Below are 19333 nucleotides of genomic sequence, written 5' to 3'. Positions count from 1 at the left end.
TTTAGAGCTTTATTACATCTGGCTTATTAAATCTTTAATATTATTTACTCGAAGTGGTTTATAAAAAGTAAACCACTTCGTCTAATGTTTAAACCAATTTATTTATACAGCATATTATTGCCTTTCTTTCTCAATAAGATAGTCCATAATTTCAGTCGTATTCACTTTAGATCCCTGAATTAAGTATTTACCATTTATAACAATGCTAGGTACACCTGTTAATTGATATAGCTTTGCTAATTGGTTTGACTGTTCAATTTTTTTAGATATGGCTGGTGAATTAAATAATTGATTAAATTGATTCAAGTTTGCTCCGTATTGAACATAAAATTTAGCTAGAGATTTTTGATCAAATAATGGCTTATGCTGAAGTTGAATTTCATTGAAAAGCGCTATATGAGTTTTTTGCCGTATTCCTAAAGATTCCGCAGTATAATAACCACGAGCACTTTGTTCCCAAGTTGGATTCATTGCGGCAGGTGTGCGAATAAAATAGACATGCTTTGGTAGACCCTTTTTTAACCATGGTTGTAATTGTTTTTCTAAAGCAAAACAATGAGAGCAACCATAAGAAAAGAACTCTCGAACTTCTATCTTAGATGGATAATCAGTTTTCCCTTGATGAGCTAAAACAATATAGTCTTGGCCTTCTACGATTTTCCCAGCTGCCATTGCAGTTTGGTTGAAACAAAAGATTAAGATAAGAGGATGGAAGAAATTGAGTTTTTTCATTTATAAATATAACCTGTTATAAAAGATGATTTTTAACTTGCATATTAGCAATCTGAAAAATATTTTCAGAAATTTTAGACTAGGTGAGAATTTCTTTCTTTTGGGTTTTAGATTTCAGCCAGAACAGTGAGAATGTTGATAAGCATAGCCATGGGAAGAGAGCAATATTCATTGTTTTCCAGCCAATCATATCCAGCAATGCACCTGCACTAAATGAACAGATTAATCCAACGATGAAAACGGTCATGTCATTAATAGCCTGAGCCTTTGCCTTTTCTTCTTGGGTATAAGTGCCAGTAAGTAATGAAGTACTACCAATAAATAGAAAATTCCACCCTACGCCCAGTAGAATTAAGGAAATGGCAAATGAATGGAATTGCAAACCTGATAAAGCAAAAGCGATATAGCAGACAAATAATAGTATCCCTGAAAACATGATTTTTAACACTCCAAAACGAGCAATCAAGTTACCTGTAAGAAATGAGGGCAAAAACATGCCCAAAACATGTAGTTGAATAACAGTTGTAATAGTCCCTAATTCATGGTGAGCATGACGCATAGCAATTGGAGTTGCTGTCATACCTAAAATCATGATGCCGTAACCTGTAACGGAACCAAACAAAGCAACTAAATATGTAGGCTGTATTACAATTTCATACCATGGTCTGCCTGCACTAAAGTTAGTTTTTACTTCAATCTGATCGGGGATTTTTAGGCTTGATAAGATACCTATCGCAAGCAACGAAACAATTGTAATAATTAAAAAGGATCCAACATATTCAAGATTATTAAATATTGGGCCTCCTATACGAGCTAGAGAAGGACCAATTAATGCCGCTACAACACCTCCCGCCATAACAAAAGAGATTGCTTTGGATCGAAATCCTTCATCAGCAACTTCACTAGCTGCAAATCGATAAAATTGAGCAAAAGACTGATAAGCTCCTACACAAAATGTTCCGAATGCTAATAAATATAAGGAGTTATAAAAAATACCAATAGAAGCAATGATACCCCCTAATACCCCTAAGAGTGCACCGCAAAGAAAACCATTTCGTCGACCTACATGCGACATCCACATTGATGCAGGAAACATCATTGTAGCTGTTCCTAAAAACATAACTGCGATTGGGAGTGTCGAAAGAGTAGGAGAATCAGCAATATTTGCCCCAGCCAATCCCCCAATAGTCATTACCATCACGGAAACGGTTTGGAAAAGGGACTGTGAACTTGCCAAGATTAGGACTTGGCGGTGCATTGAATTCTTAAGCATTGAGGCTTATCCAACATGAATCATAAGAAGTAAATTAACAAGAAGCTCTCTCATCAGAAGGATTTCGATGTTTGCTAACTCGTTTGTTGGTTAAAATTTTTAATGTCATTAGTTAAAGACGTTCTATGGCTATTTGAATCCCTAATGTTGCTGATTCAATTGCGCCTGCTAGGTATCCTTGATGAGTTGGTGAAAACTCACTAGAAATAGCCACAATTGAGTTTTGCCAATCACCAGAAGCTGGGGTTGAGTCAGGTATACCCTTTGAGATTAAACTAGTGACTTCATCAGCAGAGGTTGCTGTCAAAGGATCTAGTGTCCAGTCATGAATAAATTCTTTTATTGGAAAATTAGCTTCTTTCCCAAATAATCGGACGAGTTGTTTGCGACACAATAAAGATAATTGTTCATTGCTTAACTGATTGCGAGCACTTAGGGGGGCGCCTATAAATCCGAATAATGCTGCATAACCATCAGTACTTGAAGCATCATGAATTTCAAATAATGGTGTAACAGTGCCATGAACTGCACCTGACAAATTTTGATCTCGCCAAAATGCTTTTGGGTAAACGGCAAAATATTTAGCATGCGCTGCCATCCATGTATTAGTTTGTTGCCATTGCTGTGTTAGTTGTTGAGGTAAAGGAGGGTGAAAACTAATTTTCTTCAATGATATTCTTGGTGGAGTAGCGAGCAAGACTTGAGAAGATTTAAGAATCAACGATTGAATAATTTGGTTGGTCAACTCAACTTCTATTCCATCATTTTTTTTGGTTAAAGAATTGACTTGATGACCAAGTAAAATCTTTTCTGATGGGATATATGAAGCGATTTTTTCAATCAGTTTGTACATACCTCCCTGAAGTCTTCTTGCAGGCGATGTTTGAACCCCCTGCATACGTAAAGCTTCACGAGATGAAGTTCTGTCGATTAATAGATCGCCTTCCTCGTATTGATAAAAACTATCTAGTCCAAATTTATTAATTAAATGAGTTAGTTCTGGTTGTTGCTTTTCCCAAAACCAAGTAGCACCCATATCAAATGCTTCATTCTCAGATTTTGCCTCGTCTATGGCAATCGAATGTACACGCCCACCTAAACGATCTCGAGCCTCTACAACAAGATAATCTTTAATTCCTTGTTGTTCGAGTAAATATGCGGCGTAAAGTCCGCTGAGACCAGCGCCAATAATAATGATTTTAGATTGGGTCATTAAAAGAATCCTAATTTCAAACTGTGTGTAAAATTAATCGGCGAAATTTGTCGTGGTGAGTACAGCTCTGAATGTGACCTTACCAGTACGAACTTTTGTATAAGCTTCATGTGCGTGTTCAAGTGGATATGTTTCAATCATTGCGCGAACATCTGTAAGAAGGCTAAAGTTTAAAGTTTTCTCAACTTCATAAGGTGTGCCTGTGATACTTCCTTGTACCGTTCGTTCACCGCCTACAAGTAAAGGAGAAGAAATTACTAGAGGTTCCTTACCAACACCAACCACAATCAATTTTCCTTGAGGTAGTAATCCTGCAAAAAGTGCAGATGAAATTTCTCCATTTGTAATAGTGCTCAAAATTACTTGCGCTTTTCCTAAAATTTTCAGTTGTTCGACAGCATTCTCAATATTTGTGTCGATATAAATGTGTGCACCCAGTTTTTTTGTTAGGCTTTTGATATCTTCTCCACGACCTATTGCGACTACTTTAAATCCCATTCGTCGTGCATACTGAATTGCAAGATGTCCTAAACCCCCTATACCCAAAATTGCAACCGTATCTCCCGCTTGGGCACCTGATTTCTTTAGAGCATTAAAAGTTGCTATTCCTGCACAAAGTAAGGGGGCTGCTTCTACCGAACTCAGCTCATCAGGAATTGAAATTAGTCCAGTTTCTTTTGCAATCATCATTTCAGCATAGCCACCATCATGGGTACTTCCCATAACAGGCTGATGACTGCATAAATTGAATAATCCTTGACGACATTCATCACACTGGTTGCAATGCCCACCTAGACGACCAACTCCAACACGTTGTCCAATTTTCCAATAGTTAGAATTTGGGTCTCCAATCGCAACAATGCGTCCAACCACTTCATGGCCAGGAATACGAGGGAAGCTATCAGGATTTGGATTCTCAATGGTCATAGCATCGGCTCCACAGATTCCACATGCCTCGACAGCGATTAAAACTTCATCCTTATTTGGAGCGGGTACGGTACGCATAACAAGTTCTAATTTGCCTAAAGCACTGGCTTGTATTGCTTGATATGAATTTTTCATGCTTAGATCCCACGTAGTTATTGATGATCATTAGAGTTTAAAATTTGTTTAACTCCCATTTCTGCTGCACCTACAGCACCTGCTAGGTATCCCGAATATTTTTTTGACCATTCACTTGATATACCGATAATACGATTCTGCCAAATAGATTGGTTAGGAGTATTTTCAGGTGCAATGCCATGAAATAGGGTAGGAACTTTCCAATCTGACTCTATGGCAATGCATTCATCTTCAGCCCAATCTTTAAGATATTCTGATTGAGGAATCGCGGCTAAAGATCCAAATAGGCGGACCAATTGTGCCCGACAATGAGCCATTAACGTTGTTGGTTCCATTTCTTTACGTATGGTGTAAGGAATACTGAAGAATCCGAAAAGGGCAGCATGTTGTTGGGATGTCGAGGCATCATGAATTTCACCTAATGGACCAGCATAGCTTCGAGCTTGGCCTGAAAGACCTATCTGCTTCCAGAATGCCTCAGGATAAATTGCTACATATTTGGCATGAGGAGCCATCCATGTAGGCGTATTCATCCAATGTTTTAGCGTTGTGTTTGGTAAAGGAGGATCAAATACAAATTCATTAGCAGATAGCCGTGGCGGAGCTGCTAATAGAATTTGATCACAACAAAATTGTGTTGTTGATCCAAGAGAATGTTGAGTTTTCAACCCCAAAGATTGATCTTCTAAATAAGTCATTTCAGTGACTTGATGCCCAAGTAAAATACGATCAACTGAAATACGTTCTGTTAAAGCTAGAATTAAACTTTGCATACCTCCTTCAAGCCGAATAGAAGATGTTTCCCATGAGGCACCAGAAATACGTACAGCAGGCTGATCACGTTGTTTCTCAAATACAAGTTCACCAGAAGTATGTTGATAGAAATAGGGGAGGGATAATTGATGTATCAATTTCATTAATTCAGGGTTAAGGTCGGGCCAAATCCATGTTGCACCAAGATCAATTTGTTCCTTTGAGTAGATTCGACCTCCAAGGTGGTCTTTTGCTTCAATAAGTAGATAATCTTTAAATCCAGCTTGTTCTAATAGATAAGCAGCATATAAACCACTTAGACCACCACCAATGATTAGAATTGAGGTTTTAAGCATTTTAATCATTCCAATTTTTCTGAGCATGAAGCAAATGTTGAGTTTTTACGTATAAAGTGGTGTTTGTTTTATTTACTGTAAGTACAGCGTGTTGTTTTGGTGGGAAACGAATCCATGAACCAGTTGGATAAACTTGATCCTCTTTTTGGAGTTGACCTGATACAATGAATATTTCAATACCTTGATCAGACCTGTTAATAAATAATTGGTCAGGATTAAGTTTTTCTAAATAGGTATATTCGAAATCTGATTCATATAACGGGCATATTTTTTTATTACCTGTAACAATCCAGTTTTTAGAATCATTTGTGTTTATTCTTACTTCTTTAGATTCATATATAGACATTTGCATCAGTTTAACGAAAATTAAAGAACCTTCTTTACTTGAAACTTGATGATTGGAATTATGAGGGTTTCTTAAGTACCAACCGCTTGGGAAATGATGTGTACCATTTTCTGTAAATACACCAGATAGAACAAGAATCTCTTCACCAAGTGGATGTTGATGTGCAGGAAAGTTGGAGTTTTGAGAGAATTTGACTAAACTAGTTGCACGAGCTTGTTCTTTACCAATACGATCTAACATCACTCGTTCTACTTCACCATGAGGAGAGCGTACCCAGTGGTAATCTTCAGGTTTGACAATAGCAATTTCTGAAAAATCTGCACGAATTAGCATAATATGTTTTCAACTTATCAATAAATTTAAAATTACTGCACTGCCATAAATACCCAGTCCAAAAACGGTATGTCCTGCGATGCTAATTAATCTTGTTTTAATTGGACTTGGTGTGTTAGCTCCTGCAACACCGGCACCCATACAAGGCATCATAATGAAAAATGGAGCAACTAATAAAAACCAAGATATAACTAGTGGCGGGAAAACAGTAGGTTGCGAAAGCCATACTTTCCCTTCAAATGCGATCAGTACTAATATATAGCTAACACCAATGAGATAATGTGCCGACCAACCTAACCCAAGCTCATAATCAAGTGATGGAGCTTTGTTAAGCTGTTTTTGAACCAATTCTCCTTTTGGTATATGACCTAGCCATCGACCAACCATAGCCCAATTTGTAATGGGTATTCGGAAAAATTTATTTAAAAATAATGCCCATAGATCTAAGATAATTGTTGCACCAATACCAATAAGTATGATTTTTAAGAATAGATGTATATTTACTAACATATTAAATACCTGAGCAATTTTCTAATAGATTTAAGATGTTTTGATAAAAAGCATTGCAAATCTCTTTGCTAGAGGGAGTACAAAAAAAGCTGTAGGGAAAGCAATTACCCAAGAGTAAAACCAAGATTTAATCCAATGGCTCAGCTCCCAATGGATAAGACTAAGGCTTTGCAATGTGCTCACAAAAGAAATAACACCACTCATGATGAATGTTAGGAACAAAGGAACAAGAAAAATTAATGCTCTCGATGGCAATTTCCAATCATTCAAGATATTGTTCATAGATAGTAATTTCTCAAATTTATTTAATCTGCGTTTGTCTGATAATCATAGACTTTTGACATCTTAAGTTGTCAAAAGTCTAAAGATGAAAAATCTAAACAGACTGGTATATACGAATATCTGGATCAGCTGCAAACAAGGGTTTTAATTCACATACAACATCGTTATTAAATAGTTCACTTTGGAGATAACTTTCCGCATTACTCAAGGTTTCAAAACCATGTAAAACTTGAACATCCTTTTCACGTATTAACAGTTCTTTTGATAAGGCACCTTCAACAGTATTGAGAAAAGGAAGTTTATACTTTTGATAAATCTCTGCTGCTGCAGGACGATTATCTAAAGGGATGGTCATTGTGATTTGTAGATATACCATGAGATTTTCTCCATCAGATGAATAGAAAAAGTAAAGATATAGTTTTTTACTTTTAAGCATATTTTATTGAGTTGTTGACTTTAAAGACAAATGAGATAATCTTGTGATTATTGAAAGAAAAACTATCTATAGAATGGAAACACCTATTTATTTGAATGCTTTAAAAGCATTTGAGGCAAGTGCGCGTAATAAAAGTTTTTCTGCGGCGGCTCGAGAGTTGAATGTCACACCAGCAGCGGTAGGGCAATTAGTTAGAGGCTTAGAAGATCACTTAGGAATAATATTATTTCATCGACAATCAGGTGGAAAAACTCGACTTGTTCCAACAGCATTAGCTGAGTCTGTATTACCAGAAATTCGTGTTGGATTTGATAAGTTAAGCGTTGGGCTAGAAAAATTAAAAAGAGGTAATACAACAAATATTTTGACGGTAACTGTTAGTCCCGCCTTTGCTGCAAAATGGTTATTACCTAAAATAGATAAATTTCAATCACTTTTCCCTGAAATCGCAGTTCGTTTAGATACTAATTTGAGGCCAATTGATTTTATTGAAAATGGTATAGATATCGGGGTGCGATATGGTGAAGGTCACTGGGAAGGTTTAGAGGCAATTAAATTAATGGAGGAAGATATTTTTCCCGTATGTTCACCGAATTTTTTAGCAAACAAGTCTGATTTATCAATCAACACTATTTTACAGGCAACATTGATTCATGACCTAACTATGGAAGCTCATAAATCGTTTCCAACTTGGACGAAATGGTTGGAGTATGTTGGGTTGGAAAACTCAGGGATTAAAAGTGGATTGCAAATCAATAATTCAGCATCTGTTTTACAAGCTGCTTTAGACGGTCAAGGTATAGCTTTAGCTAGGAGTGTAATGGCTAAAGAGGATATTAAGGCGGGGCGGTTAATTCATCTATTTGAGCATGTAGAGTATAAGTCCCCATTGGCTTATTATATTGTATATCGTCCAGAGTGTTTAAATATGTCGAAAATTTTAGAGTTTAAAAAGTGGTTAATAATTGAAGCTAAAAGCTTAATAGATTGAATTTACCTTAGAAAGGTCATTTAAAAAAATTAATCAGACTCATTCATGATTAAATGTAATCTATAAAAAAGTGCCAACTCATTGAGTTTTTTACATTTATGACTATCCTAACTAAAAATGTATGATATTGAATACGTTGATTTTTACATACAGATGGTGTAGTTGAAAATTTTCATTAATAAGCATGTAACACAAGTTAATGTAATTAGATACGATGAACCATTTGTTGGTAACATGGGGATCATTGTATTTGAAAATTATAGGATATCTACTCAAGTGCAACATCCTATTTTTTTACCTACTACAATGGTATCACCTGAATTAAAATACTTTTCCCAAGCTAATTTATCTTTTTCAAAAAGTAGTATGACGGTAGAACCTAAATAAAAACGTCCTAATTCATCGCCTTTTTCGAGTTTGACGTGATGTTTTTGAAACTCTAATTGTCCGGTCGGTTTAATTTTTCCTGTCACAACTGTTTCAATGCCTGCTACTATCATTGCGCCTACTAATACTATAGCCATACGTCCTAATTCAGTATCAAATAAACAAACCATTCGCTCATTACGTGCAAATAATTTAGGAACATTTTCAGCAGTTAAAGGATTAACTGAAAATAACTCGCCAGGAATATAAATAGTTTCAGTTAAAATACCCGAGAATGGCATGTGGACACGATGATAATCACTAGGGGCTAAATATAATGTAGTAAAATTCCCATTTTTAAATGGTTTAGCTCTTTCTAGATTACCAATTAAGCTTTCTACAGAGAAGATATGATCTTTGGCCTGAATAATGTTGCTTTCGTTTATTGCCCCAATTTGAGAAATGGTTCCATCTACAGGGGCTAAGTATGGATTTTATGCCACACCTGCAATGATCTGGAAAAATAGTAAAGGACAACTGGAAATGGCTTCTGGTGTACCGAAAGATTTGAAAGAGATTTTTGAATAGCTAGATGATACTTATTATGAAAATTATATTTAAAAGCAGAAGATAAAGAGAGTCCCTAGCATACAGATGTTGAATTATTGTGTACTTTCTTGGCTTGATCTTTCAGAAAGTACACATGCACTTTTTAAAATGTCATTGGATTTCCTGAATTGTTTGTTCTCTTCCTCTAGATCTAGATAATAAATGATAGTTGTGGCGAGAGTTGACGTTTGCTAGAGCCTTTTGGGTCAGTCACACGAATCCATTTATCTAATGTTGAATAGCCCTCGCCCAATTTTTGGGCGATTGCAATTAAGGGCTCATGTGAATTCGGCAGTGTGTAATATATTGCTAGTTATTTAAACTAAGGATTGAAATGTTTTATCAATTTTACATCTCAAAAGTTTATGTGTTCACTATTTTCGCTAAAATCGTGAAGTGTAAGATATTATCTTTTTAATTCTATAGCTAATATTTCTCCTTTAGCACAAATTTCACTATTTGCAAATAAATTAAGATTGACTCTAATTTTACGTCCCTCAATTAAGATTAATTCACCCTTTATTAATATTTCGCAATCAATTGGAGTAGGTTTTATGAAATTAACTAATAAAGAACCTGTCACACATCTTGCTAAATTTGCTGATCCATCAAATGGCATATTTAATGATTTACTTTTAAATGCAGCTGCAGATGCAGCTCCATGGCAATCTAATAATGACGCGATCATTCCACCATACAAATGATCTGGAACTCCGCCTGTATAAATATTTGATGGCTTTATATTGGCGAGTGTTTCGGTCATATTATTATTCCAATAACTCTTTAAGTGATGACCGTATTCATTGTTTCGACCACAACCAAAACAATGACTGAAATCTTCACCATATAGATCTTGAAAAGCAATTTTTGTCATATATATTTTTCCTTGATTTGAAAATAGTTACTCTATAACACCTAGCGTAGAATCAGAATTCTCAGATTTTAAGAATATGAAAAGTTGAAGCGTACCAATCAATAAAACAAATGAACCAATTATAAATTGTTGATGGTAGCTCAGACCGATCTTTTGTAAGTAACTGAAACTAAGTCCGCCGATAAGTTGAATTGAAGCAAAACTTATAGTTGCAATGCTCCATAATTTTTTGTATGAAATACCGTAAAGCTGTAAGATCGTATAAGAAGTTAAAAAAACTACGGCAGGGTTAAGTAAGCCAGTTAGAAATGAAGAAACAAATATAAATAGTTGATTAAAGCTTAGAGTTGCTATCATGATTGCTGAGATATATATTGAATAGAGTACTTTAAGAGCATTGAAATTTCCTATTTTCTTAGAAGATAAGTAACCGACAAAAGCACCTAATGCACTTCCTACTCCGTATAAAATCCAATTAAAATTAACAAATGCTAAAGGCAGTTTTAAATCGTGGCTTAGATAATCAATCCAAAAAAGGGAATGCGGTATATAAGCAAAGGCACTAGAACTATAAGCAATAAGTAGGCTATAGAATAATATGTTTACTTTAGATGTTGCTGAATAACTTGCTAAAGAACTAGGTAGTTTTTTTTTGAAATCTTGCAATGCATAGGCGATATAAATACAAATAAAAAATGCTGTAATGCATAAGATTAACCAAGCAGTTTGAATTGATATTTGATCTAAGTAAGATAAGAAACAAGTAGAAATTAAAACTCCTAATCCAATGCCACTGAATCCTATAAAATTAATTTTTAGGCGATCTTTTGGATCGACACATAAAGCAATAATACTTGGAGCAAGGATCATAATTAACCCCCCACTAACACCTGAAACAACACGCCAAAAAATATACCAAGTTGAAGGAAACCCATCAAAGGCACAACAAAGAAGACTAATCATTCCAAGACTTGCTGCAATTTGGATAAAAAAAGACATTATTTTTGTTTGGGGTAAACGCATTGCGCTATATGCACCAATTAGATAACCCAATAGATTGGCGCTACTCAATATGCTTGCAAATTCTTTAGACCAGCCGAATGCATCGCGGGTATAAGGTAAGAGTGCAGTGTATGAAAAGCGCAAGATGCCAATACCTAGGCACATACTAAGACAAAGGAATAAGCTTAGTTTAATTCGTGATTTCATACTTTCCTGAGTCACATTTAGAACACAAGATATTTTTCACATATCTTTTTATTCGATCAAATGATATAAAGTTTCTCTAATCTAAAGAAATTCTTTAATGAAATGGATTTACCTAAACATCTAAATGCGTTGAGAGCTTTTGAAGCAACAGCTAGACATCAAAGTTTTTCAGGTGCAGCGAAAGAGTTGAATGTAACTTCTGCGGCAGTAGGTCAGTTGGTAAGAACACTTGAAGATTTGATGGGTGTCACACTGTTTTATAGATATTCTAGTGGGAAGCAAAGATTAAAATTAACTGAGTCTGGTAAAGTATTACTTCCTGATATTCAGACAGGTTTTGACTTTATAAAGCTAGGAATAAAGAAAGTTAAATTGTCCAGTATGGATAAAAAGTTAACAGTTGCTATTAGTCCGACATTCGCAACCAAATGGTTATTACCCAAAATTGATAATTTTCAACGTGCAAATCCTGAAATTGAAATTTCTTTTGATACCGATTTGAAGCCAATCGATTTCAACATTCGGGGAATAGATATTGCCGTTCGATATGGTGCTGGAAGCTGGGAAGGTTTAGTTGCTGAAAAACTAATGGAGGAAGAAATTTATCCAGTATGTTCTCCAAGTTTTTATCATCAATATCAGGACAAACTATCAGATCTTCGGAAAGTTACAGAGTTACCTTTGATCCATTGCCAAGCTTTGAATAGCCAATCAGGCTTTACAAGTTGGCAAAAATGGTTACACGAAAATAGTATCCAATCTAATAATGAGGCGGGATTTAAGATTAATAATTCTGCAGCTGTGCTTCAATTAGCAATGGATGGACATGGTGTTGCATTGGCTCGTAGTGCTATAGCTCATGATGATCTTAAAGCAGGTCGTTTGGTCCGTGTTTATCCAAACATACAACGTCAATCAGATTTAGCTTATTATCTTGTATATCGTGAGGAGTCCTTTGAATTTCCTAAAATTGTGGCATTCCGTAATTGGATAAAGTCAGAGATTGAAAATTTAAAAAATAGTTAATGTTTATATTATAGGTTCTTAACAAAATTTATTAGATAATTTTTAGATAACCAATGAATTAGATATTTTATAAATTTAATAGAATTGATAATCAGCTTATCATCTTCCGATAATTCAAGCTGATCATGTTATATAGACTGTGAGATATGAACAAAGGATTTGATAAGAGGTCATAGATGTTTTTTACTTTTAATGCTGCTTCATCTGGCCTATATTCTAAAAAAATAGTAATGTTCACAATTTTTCCAGTAGCTGATTGAGATTTTAGATTATGAATATATCTATGTGAAAAATTTTCTTTCATTTAGTAAATAACATAAAAAATATCAAAATAACTTTATCTGTTTGAATCACATTGCTCCAATTAAGTTGTTGTAAGAATATGTTTTATTAGAAATAAGTTTATGTCTATTTTTAAAATAGAGAAAGATGTCCTAGAATTTTTGCACGGCTTTTTTCAGATCGATAAAGATAATTTTCAGTTTGAATTATTGTCCTTGTTTCCTATTGCCTGTTGCGAATATTCTTCGATGATGCTGGCTCGTTTCCTGGTAGAGAAAAAAGGTTATAATATTGCAAATATTTTAATGATAAAAGGCCAGTCTATCTCAGATGTCCACCAATTACATTTATGGCTTAAAGTGAATGGTGTTATCGTGGATATAACAGCAGGGCAATTTAATGAGGCTGAAAAGTCTATAATTATTGATAAACATGGTTCTTGGCATAATAACTTTTTCTATGTATTGAATGCATATATGCCTTCAATAGACTTTGAAAACTATGTAGATGAATTTGATCAGCCAACATTAGAAAACGATTATTTAATGATTGTTCAACAGATTCATCAGAATTCAACGACGCTTTAAACTCTTTTTGTATCCACAATTTGGGTAGCGATTGCAACCTAAAAATGCTCCATAAGGTCCGCTAGTTATTTTCCTGAGTCTGCCTTGCCCACATTTTGGACACAACCATTCTGGTGGGATATTACTATTGATAGGTTTAAGCTCGTCTTGAGGTATATGGATAAATTCTTTAAAAATCTGATTACTGGTAATTTCTTCAAGAAAAACTGAATTACGCTCACCAATTAAATAAACTTTTTCCTTTGCACGAGTCAGTGCAACATAGAACAAACGGCGCTCTTCAGCATAGGCATGTGTCTCTGGTTGTGGCAAGACTAAGTTGATAAGAGGATCATCTTCTTTTTCAGAAGGGAATGCACTATTACCAGTATTTAAGCCTAGAAGGATAACATAGTCTGCCTGTAAGCCTTTTGATGAGTGAATGGTTTTAAACTCAAAAGTACAATTTCTAAGAAATGGCAAAATACTGTCTAAATTAGGTTTATGGTGTTTATAACGACCTAAAATATAAATGGATTTTTTCTTGTCTGAGCCAGTATTGGCATTATTGATTGCCATAATGGTTTTAAGTAGGTATTCATTAATTTCCTGAGTCTTTGTTAAAAAGTTTATTTCAACCACTTTACTAATGGTCTTATCAACGGCATTGACGACTTTTTGAAGCTGCGATTTATTTTTTTGGATAAAACCACTAGCAACATTGGCAATACCCTGATTGGAGCGGAAGGTCTGGGTGAGCTGTGTTTGTTTGGTATAACCAAAGACCCTTTCAAACTGTGTGAAAATACTGATGTCTGAACCCGCAAAGCGGTATATAGCTTGCCAATCATCCCCAACACAAAATAGCTTTGCTTCTGGTACCTGATTCAATAAGGACAGAATGAGTCTAGCTCTAGCCTGTGATGTATCCTGAAACTCATCCACGATAATAAGCTTGAAAGGGCTTTTGTATTTCTTTTCATTAATTAACTGAGCAGACTCAATCAGCAGGCCATCAAAGTCGTATTCTTTATTAATTTTTAAGAACTGGTCATATTCTTGGTAAACCTTAGAAAATAACTGTAAAAAAAGACTTTCACGTAGGCTGAGGGATGGTTTAGCTAATAGGCTAGTAATATTAGCTTGATTAGACTTGTAATGACTTAAAAAACTTGCATAAAGATCATTCGCATCATATTCATAAATAGACTGTGCCTTGGCGTTAATCTCAGCGAGACTACGTGGCTTAAATACCTGTCCTCTTGATTTCAGCTCCTGTTCCAATTTCTTAAAAATTGCACCTGTAATAAATTCATGAAAGGTTGTACTGATTAAATCAGTTTTATACTTTTGATGAGTTTCTGATTTCCATTTCATGTCATCTAGATATTTTTGTCCAAAATGTGCAGGTGTTTTGCCATGCTGGTCTACAGCATAATGTTCTAGATATAGATTGATTTCAGGAAGATAAAAATCAGGCTTATATTGGCGGTGAGCTTCGTCAGCTGTTTCATGCTCGTAGTTTTTTTCGTACTGATAAGGAATTCCTTGGCTATATAACCAGTTGGCTATTGCTTTTTCACCATGTGATTTAACAATTTCTCCTTGATAGGTTTCGAAGCCATCCTTGAATCTATCAAATGATCGCTTCTGTGCCTTCTCCCAATCATTTCTAGTCTTAAAAGCAAAAGGTGACAACGGAGCTCTTAGATAAGCAGTTTTAAATAAAAGGTACTTTTCCTGAAAATCTGGGTCTGTTTCGATTAATTGTTGAATAATCCGATTCAGGAGGGCTTGAGGCTTTCCTGCATCGTTGGATACAGATGGGCTTTTACCTGTTGCTTTTCCAATGACCTTAACACCAAATTTATGGAAATTAAGTGCTTCAACACTAGTATCAAAATTGGAGAGAATATCCTTTAGCCTAAAGCTAATACGTTCACTTAGTTCTTCGCCTGCATTTTTATTGAATGCAAGAACCAAAATCTCTTCTGGTTTATAGAGTTCTGTTAATAGGGCATATCCCACTTTTCCTACAATCGTTGATGTTTTACCCGAACCTGCCGCAGCAACTAATAAGTTGCGGTCTTCAAAGATGATAGAGGAAACCCGTTGTTCATCTGTTAAGGGAGTACTTTCTACCTGATCGAAAAACTTCTTAAAAGTTTTTAACTCACTCTCAACGAAGCGCTTATTTTTGGCATCAATAGCGTAGTTTGCTTGAATCGATAATTTTATAAACTGTCGAAGTTGTTCAAATTGATTTTGTAATACTGGCTCATATGCAAAAGAGTTATCCCGTTGAATGAGACTGCCAAATTGTTCTACTGAGGCTTTGGATCTTTGTGATAAATCTGATCTAAACAGGTTGCATAGACGATAGGATAGGTAAAGATTTTGTTGGATAAAATTTTGGTATTCTAGTAAAAATGGTTTTAAAGTTTCCTTGATTTTTTCAGCATTTCTTTTATTTCTTAGGAATTCTGCATCATTATGAAGTTTGATTTGAAGCTCTTCAGCTTGTGTGTTGAATACACCTTTGAACTGAAAATTTTGATCGAGCGTTTCCAGTGTTAATGATGACCATATCCAACCTTTCTGAATATGTGTTTCTAGCACTTGTTCAGGATTAAGCTTAATGGTTTTAGTATCCAACTCAACTAATAGTTCAGGGAATGTATAATTTATTCGCCATTTGGTGGAACCTGCAAAGATGTAGCTGAGTAAACTTGGTCGAATATCCATAGTGGCCTAAAATGAAAAATGATTTTTTAATACTTCAAGATTTATAACTAATTATAAACTTTAAGGAAATTTTTTATAGTGGTTTTTATACTGCTATTTTCTAACCCTTAAAATAAAGAAAAAAGAAATTATTCATCTTTTTTTAATATCTTATTTTTTAAAGATTCAGAAAATCTGATAGGGGGTGTCACAGATTGTCGCACCACTTCTGCATTAGCTTGTATTTTTGGATTTAATGAGGTTATATATTTTAAAAGCTATTTTCTATGATTCATATCAATAAACTCGGAGTTGGAATTATGAGCTTTAAGAAAAAATATTTTAGAAAAATTCCAGCAACTATTGAAGCAATAAATCAGGTATTTTTTATTGGAGTACCTTGCTCACGATTTAATGATAATGATCTACATAAGTTAGGGATAGTTGATGATCAGCTACCATTATCTTTGGGTACTAATTTTTTACCTTCAAAAATAGGTAAATTCTCTACTATCAATGCTGATGGACAGGTGGTCATCCGTAAAGATTTACCAAAAGAAACTTTCTATCAGGAAATTTCTTATAAATGGAAAGAATGGCATGGACCAGATCAGATTGAGAGAGAGGGAACTAAATCAATTGCAAGAGAGCGTTATCAGCGTCAACGTTTGGATGCACCAAATGTTAGAATAACTGTTTCAGAAATAGATAACGAATTATTTTTTCTCATTAAGTGTGAACCTAATGAAGACAATTTGTTGCATAAATTAAATCTTGTTCTAGAGCTATTTAGCGAGTTTGATGTTCATATTACTTCAAGGAATGGTTTGATAACTTTACCTCATAATTTACAAACGGTAGATTGGACCATTTTAAAGTCTGGAACAATGACTGCTGATGGAATTAAAGAGGCTGTAGAAAAAAGTATTTCTCCAAAAATTAAGTCCACACTGAGACCAGTGATACTCCAAAGATTGAACTATATTGCTAGTTTTAACCCTGATGAAACTGTAATTGGGGTAGCAGGTTATAGCGGATATATTATCCATAATTTTCCAAAGTTAGCTATTTCAGTTCTTGAATCAGAATTTCCAGATAATGCAACTTATATCTTTGATTATAAAGACTGGGAACCTTTGTCAAAATTATCTAAGACTGAGATTATCCGAAATAACTTGGAAAAAGCTAGAATTATTCATGATGAATATTGGAAAGAAAAAATTTATAAATTGCTTAATGCACCAATTGAGGATAATGACAATAGAAAAAAAAGCTAATCTAAACATTTAGAATTGTAAATATTTCGAGTCGAGTTAAAAATGAGTTCAATTTCTATAGAAACCTACAATGCTATTATGGATAGAGGAAAGATACCTAAGACACCTGAACCTCCACCTCCTGTACTTGCAGTATGGCCTGAACCTTTATATATCCGCGGGAAGTGGTGGATGTGTGTTTATAGGTTGATGTCTGATATGTCTTTGAAATGGGGTAAGTCAAACCCTCCTGAATTATTTAATAATTTGGAAGAAGCTTTAAAAATAGCGAAGCAACGGAATAAAAATTTACTGGAAAATATCTCTGTTTTGCCAATTACATTAGACCAACAGGAAACTATTACCATAAAGGTAAACAAAGAACTACAGAAAAAAGAAAGACTTGTAAACGAAGAAAAATTAATGTTACAGGAAGCTCAAAGAAGAGCTAAAACCAGAAGAAAACCTGAAATCAATGAATTAATACTCCCTGAAAGATCTGAAAAGTTTCGTCAAACCTTACACGCTCAACTTATCACTATGCCTTATCTTACAAGAGTATTAGTTTCTGAAAAGAATAAACAATTTATTCTTGAACGATCAAAAGAGAATGAGCTGAAATGGTCACAACCGATTTCAGCTAAGAAAAAAGCTATTGAATATACTTATAAGGCTACTATCGCAGAGGGCTTTGATTTAGATCCTGAAGCACATTGGGGTAAGACTAAAGCTACAATAAGAGATTTGTTGCTACCAAAGGCTAATAAACTTTTGCAGTTGGCTAGTGTGCAAAGATTATTAGCAGAAGCAAAATTGAAAGGCCAATTTGTTTTAGTCAGTAATGGGTATGTCTTTTGGTATGAAGAGGATGGGAATATCGGTTGGACAATTAAGCAAACTGATTCAACTCTCAGTGAGAACAAAGGTAATACTGTATGGTTAGAGGGTAAAATTGAATCTAAAAATCATGGGCGCTTAATAATTCTTCCCTACAAAAAATCAAATGGTGATTTTGTAAATGGTCATACAAAGAATGGTCCTCATGATGGACCTGCAAAACCACGACATTCTAGCCAATATGTTTCTCTACCTTTTCATGTATTAGAAGACGATTTAATGATTGGTTTATTTGGCGAGCTGCCCTATGAATAGGATTATGATGATTTCTTTAAATTATGAAACAAGTAAATTAGACATGAATAGGTTATCAATAAATATACTGAATAAGAGATATACTGCGATCAAATATAATATTTGCGGTAATAACTTATAGAATATTCTTGATTAGCTAGGGGGTAGAAAATTGGCTACGCGAATTAAAGCTTTCAACTCACAACATCTTACAGCTATTTGTCAGGTGCTTGCCGATACCAATCAAGGATTAAGTGGGACACAGATCGAAAGGTTATTACATGAAATTAAGGTTGCTGATAGTTCACCTAATATAACTAAGTGGAAACGACTTTTTAATGCTTTAGCAAATGCACAGAATCAACATCAAGTTGGTAACCACCTGATTATGTTTATTAATCGTGCAATGGATCCTGTAAGTTACGCGAGTGACCCTGAAAGTTTTACATGGCGTCGTAATCAACTCAATGTTGTCTTAGCATTTTCAGGGTTTCATGTAAGAGAAGATGGTAAGGTTATCTACATTAATAAAGCTACGACACTTGATGAAGCTCGTGCCCGCGCTGGAAAACTTAAAGCAGCTTTAGAAAATCGTGCAGTGCATGAAGAAGTGCTGAATTACTGTCGTGCTGAACTATTAGATGAAAACTATTTTCATGCTGTTTTTGAAGCGACTAAAGGTGTAGCTGAACGAATTAGGCTGATGTCGGGCTTGAAAAGTGATGGGGCTGATTTAATAACTAAAGCATTTATGGGACTTCATCCTATTCTTACTCTAGGGCCACTTAATACAGAGTCTGAAAAAAGCGAACAGAGAGGTTTTGCTAACTTATTGATTGGTTTGTTTGGAGCTGTACGAAATCCTCTTGCTCACGCACCTAAAACGAATTGGCCTATGTCTGAACAGGATGCCTTAGATATTTTGACTTTGGTTTCATTAATTCATCGTAAATTAGACAGAACTAAAAAATTAGTGATTGATGTTCCTTAAATCGGAGGAGAA

At 34.8% G+C, this 19333-nt stretch carries 18 protein-coding genes and 3 pseudogenes; 7 read left to right on the top strand and 14 right to left on the bottom strand.

The features are described from left to right. Positions 1-114: 114 nt before the first annotated feature. The 9 genes from RFH42_RS00795 to RFH42_RS00760 all read right to left on the bottom strand — a co-directional run bounded on the left by RFH42_RS00795 (position 115) and on the right by RFH42_RS00760 (position 7236). A complete protein-coding gene (locus RFH42_RS00795; protein ID WP_308973627.1) occupies positions 115-732 on the bottom strand; it encodes a thiol:disulfide interchange protein DsbA/DsbL in 618 nt (205 codons plus the stop codon). 79 nt (positions 733-811) lie between these two features. Then, positions 812-2005 carry an MFS transporter gene (locus RFH42_RS00790; RefSeq protein WP_308973626.1) on the bottom strand — a complete coding sequence of 398 codons (1194 nt, stop codon included), beginning with the start codon at positions 2003-2005 and terminating at the stop codon, positions 812-814. Between the two features lie 112 nt (positions 2006-2117). Then, positions 2118-3218, bottom strand: a complete 1101-nt coding sequence (locus tag RFH42_RS00785; protein WP_308973625.1) for a flavin monoamine oxidase family protein — start codon at positions 3216-3218, stop codon at positions 2118-2120. Positions 3219-3251: 33 nt separating this feature from the next. Beyond that, positions 3252-4280, bottom strand: a complete 1029-nt coding sequence (locus RFH42_RS00780) for an alcohol dehydrogenase (protein ID WP_308973624.1) — start codon at positions 4278-4280, stop codon at positions 3252-3254. A gap of 17 nt (positions 4281-4297) precedes the next feature. Continuing rightward, positions 4298-5389, bottom strand: a complete 1092-nt coding sequence (locus RFH42_RS00775; RefSeq protein WP_308973623.1) for a flavin monoamine oxidase family protein — start codon at positions 5387-5389, stop codon at positions 4298-4300. A gap of 1 nt (position 5390) precedes the next feature. After that, positions 5391-6068, bottom strand: a complete 678-nt coding sequence (locus RFH42_RS00770; RefSeq protein WP_308973622.1) for a cupin domain-containing protein — start codon at positions 6066-6068, stop codon at positions 5391-5393. 9 nt (positions 6069-6077) lie between these two features. Continuing rightward, the gene (locus tag RFH42_RS00765) at positions 6078-6578 is read right to left on the bottom strand and encodes a DUF2938 domain-containing protein (protein WP_308973621.1); all 501 of its coding nucleotides are present in this window, start codon (positions 6576-6578) and stop codon (positions 6078-6080) included. Between the two features lie 30 nt (positions 6579-6608). Beyond that, positions 6609-6860, bottom strand: a complete 252-nt coding sequence (locus tag RFH42_RS16880; RefSeq protein WP_374990798.1) for a DUF2798 domain-containing protein — start codon at positions 6858-6860, stop codon at positions 6609-6611. Positions 6861-6954: 94 nt separating this feature from the next. After that, positions 6955-7236, bottom strand: a complete 282-nt coding sequence (locus RFH42_RS00760) for a hypothetical protein (RefSeq protein WP_308973620.1) — start codon at positions 7234-7236, stop codon at positions 6955-6957. Between the two features lie 133 nt (positions 7237-7369). Here RFH42_RS00760 and RFH42_RS00755 point away from each other — a divergent pair, with 133 nt between their 5' ends. Next, positions 7370-8287: a LysR substrate-binding domain-containing protein gene (locus RFH42_RS00755; protein WP_308973835.1), complete on the top strand. Its 918-nt coding sequence runs from the start codon at positions 7370-7372 to the stop codon at positions 8285-8287. 272 nt (positions 8288-8559) lie between these two features. On the opposite strand, the pseudogene asd reads toward RFH42_RS00755, so the two are convergent. Then, positions 8560-9138: pseudogene (gene asd / locus RFH42_RS00750) on the bottom strand (archaetidylserine decarboxylase); the annotation flags it as partial. Here asd and RFH42_RS00745 point away from each other — a divergent pair. Continuing rightward, positions 9137-9241 (top strand): annotated as a pseudogene (locus tag RFH42_RS00745) (thiol:disulfide interchange protein DsbG); the annotation flags it as partial. The pseudogenes asd and RFH42_RS00745 overlap by 2 nt on opposite strands. A gap of 63 nt (positions 9242-9304) precedes the next feature. Here the strand turns inward: RFH42_RS00745 and RFH42_RS00740 are convergent. The 3 genes and pseudogenes from RFH42_RS00740 to RFH42_RS00730 form a co-directional block, all read right to left on the bottom strand. Then, positions 9305-9569, bottom strand: a pseudogene (locus RFH42_RS00740) (IS3 family transposase); the annotation flags it as partial. Between the two features lie 99 nt (positions 9570-9668). Then, a complete protein-coding gene (locus tag RFH42_RS00735) occupies positions 9669-10136 on the bottom strand; it encodes a hotdog domain-containing protein (protein ID WP_308973619.1) in 468 nt (155 codons plus the stop codon). Between the two features lie 27 nt (positions 10137-10163). After that, positions 10164-11345, bottom strand: a complete 1182-nt coding sequence (locus RFH42_RS00730; RefSeq protein ID WP_308973618.1) for a YbfB/YjiJ family MFS transporter — start codon at positions 11343-11345, stop codon at positions 10164-10166. A gap of 102 nt (positions 11346-11447) precedes the next feature. On the opposite strand from RFH42_RS00730, the gene RFH42_RS00725 reads away from it, so the two are divergent. Next, a complete protein-coding gene (locus RFH42_RS00725) occupies positions 11448-12371 on the top strand; it encodes a LysR substrate-binding domain-containing protein (protein ID WP_308973616.1) in 924 nt (307 codons plus the stop codon). 404 nt (positions 12372-12775) lie between these two features. After that, the gene (locus RFH42_RS00720) at positions 12776-13240 is read left to right on the top strand and encodes a hypothetical protein (protein ID WP_308973615.1); all 465 of its coding nucleotides are present in this window, start codon (positions 12776-12778) and stop codon (positions 13238-13240) included. On the opposite strand, the gene RFH42_RS00715 is transcribed toward RFH42_RS00720, so the two are convergent. Next, positions 13226-15964, bottom strand: coding sequence for a UvrD-helicase domain-containing protein (locus tag RFH42_RS00715; protein WP_308973614.1), 2739 nt, complete (start codon positions 15962-15964; stop codon positions 13226-13228). The two genes, RFH42_RS00720 and RFH42_RS00715, sit on opposite strands and share 15 nt — an antisense overlap. A gap of 299 nt (positions 15965-16263) precedes the next feature. On the opposite strand from RFH42_RS00715, the gene RFH42_RS00710 reads away from it, so the two are divergent. The 3 genes from RFH42_RS00710 (at position 16264) to RFH42_RS00700 (ending at position 19321) form a co-directional block, all read left to right on the top strand. Next, positions 16264-17220, top strand: a complete 957-nt coding sequence (locus tag RFH42_RS00710) for a hypothetical protein (protein ID WP_308973613.1) — start codon at positions 16264-16266, stop codon at positions 17218-17220. Between the two features lie 42 nt (positions 17221-17262). Beyond that, positions 17263-18351, top strand: a complete 1089-nt coding sequence (locus RFH42_RS00705; RefSeq protein ID WP_308973612.1) for a hypothetical protein — start codon at positions 17263-17265, stop codon at positions 18349-18351. A gap of 151 nt (positions 18352-18502) precedes the next feature. After that, positions 18503-19321, top strand: a complete 819-nt coding sequence (locus RFH42_RS00700) for a TIGR02391 family protein (RefSeq protein WP_308973611.1) — start codon at positions 18503-18505, stop codon at positions 19319-19321. The last annotated feature ends 12 nt before the right edge of the window (positions 19322-19333 follow it).

Source organism: Acinetobacter rudis (genome assembly GCF_031157835.1).
GTDB lineage: Bacteria > Pseudomonadota > Gammaproteobacteria > Pseudomonadales > Moraxellaceae > Acinetobacter > Acinetobacter rudis_A.
Note: the sequence above shows the minus strand (reverse complement) of the source record. Positions and strands in the feature narration are given on the sequence as shown.

Excerpts from the sequence above, each read along its gene's own strand:
- RFH42_RS00795 (WP_308973627.1), bottom strand. The coding sequence starts at position 732 with ATGAAAAAACTCAATTTCTTCCATCCTCTTATCTTAATCTTTTGTTTC.
- RFH42_RS00790 (WP_308973626.1), bottom strand. The coding sequence starts at position 2,005 with ATGCTTAAGAATTCAATGCACCGCCAAGTCCTAATCTTGGCAAGTTCA.
- RFH42_RS00785 (WP_308973625.1), bottom strand. The coding sequence starts at position 3,218 with ATGACCCAATCTAAAATCATTATTATTGGCGCTGGTCTCAGCGGACTT.
- RFH42_RS00780 (WP_308973624.1), bottom strand. The coding sequence starts at position 4,280 with ATGAAAAATTCATATCAAGCAATACAAGCCAGTGCTTTAGGCAAATTA.
- RFH42_RS00775 (WP_308973623.1), bottom strand. The coding sequence starts at position 5,389 with ATGCTTAAAACCTCAATTCTAATCATTGGTGGTGGTCTAAGTGGTTTA.
- RFH42_RS00770 (WP_308973622.1), bottom strand. The coding sequence starts at position 6,068 with ATGCTAATTCGTGCAGATTTTTCAGAAATTGCTATTGTCAAACCTGAA.
- RFH42_RS00765 (WP_308973621.1), bottom strand. The coding sequence starts at position 6,578 with ATGTTAGTAAATATACATCTATTCTTAAAAATCATACTTATTGGTATT.
- RFH42_RS16880 (WP_374990798.1), bottom strand. The coding sequence starts at position 6,860 with ATGAACAATATCTTGAATGATTGGAAATTGCCATCGAGAGCATTAATT.
- RFH42_RS00760 (WP_308973620.1), bottom strand. The coding sequence starts at position 7,236 with ATGGTATATCTACAAATCACAATGACCATCCCTTTAGATAATCGTCCT.
- RFH42_RS00755 (WP_308973835.1), top strand. The coding sequence starts at position 7,370 with ATGGAAACACCTATTTATTTGAATGCTTTAAAAGCATTTGAGGCAAGT.
- RFH42_RS00735 (WP_308973619.1), bottom strand. The coding sequence starts at position 10,136 with ATGACAAAAATTGCTTTTCAAGATCTATATGGTGAAGATTTCAGTCAT.
- RFH42_RS00730 (WP_308973618.1), bottom strand. The coding sequence starts at position 11,345 with ATGAAATCACGAATTAAACTAAGCTTATTCCTTTGTCTTAGTATGTGC.
- RFH42_RS00725 (WP_308973616.1), top strand. The coding sequence starts at position 11,448 with ATGGATTTACCTAAACATCTAAATGCGTTGAGAGCTTTTGAAGCAACA.
- RFH42_RS00720 (WP_308973615.1), top strand. The coding sequence starts at position 12,776 with ATGTCTATTTTTAAAATAGAGAAAGATGTCCTAGAATTTTTGCACGGC.
- RFH42_RS00715 (WP_308973614.1), bottom strand. The coding sequence starts at position 15,964 with ATGGATATTCGACCAAGTTTACTCAGCTACATCTTTGCAGGTTCCACC.
- RFH42_RS00710 (WP_308973613.1), top strand. The coding sequence starts at position 16,264 with ATGAGCTTTAAGAAAAAATATTTTAGAAAAATTCCAGCAACTATTGAA.
- RFH42_RS00705 (WP_308973612.1), top strand. The coding sequence starts at position 17,263 with ATGAGTTCAATTTCTATAGAAACCTACAATGCTATTATGGATAGAGGA.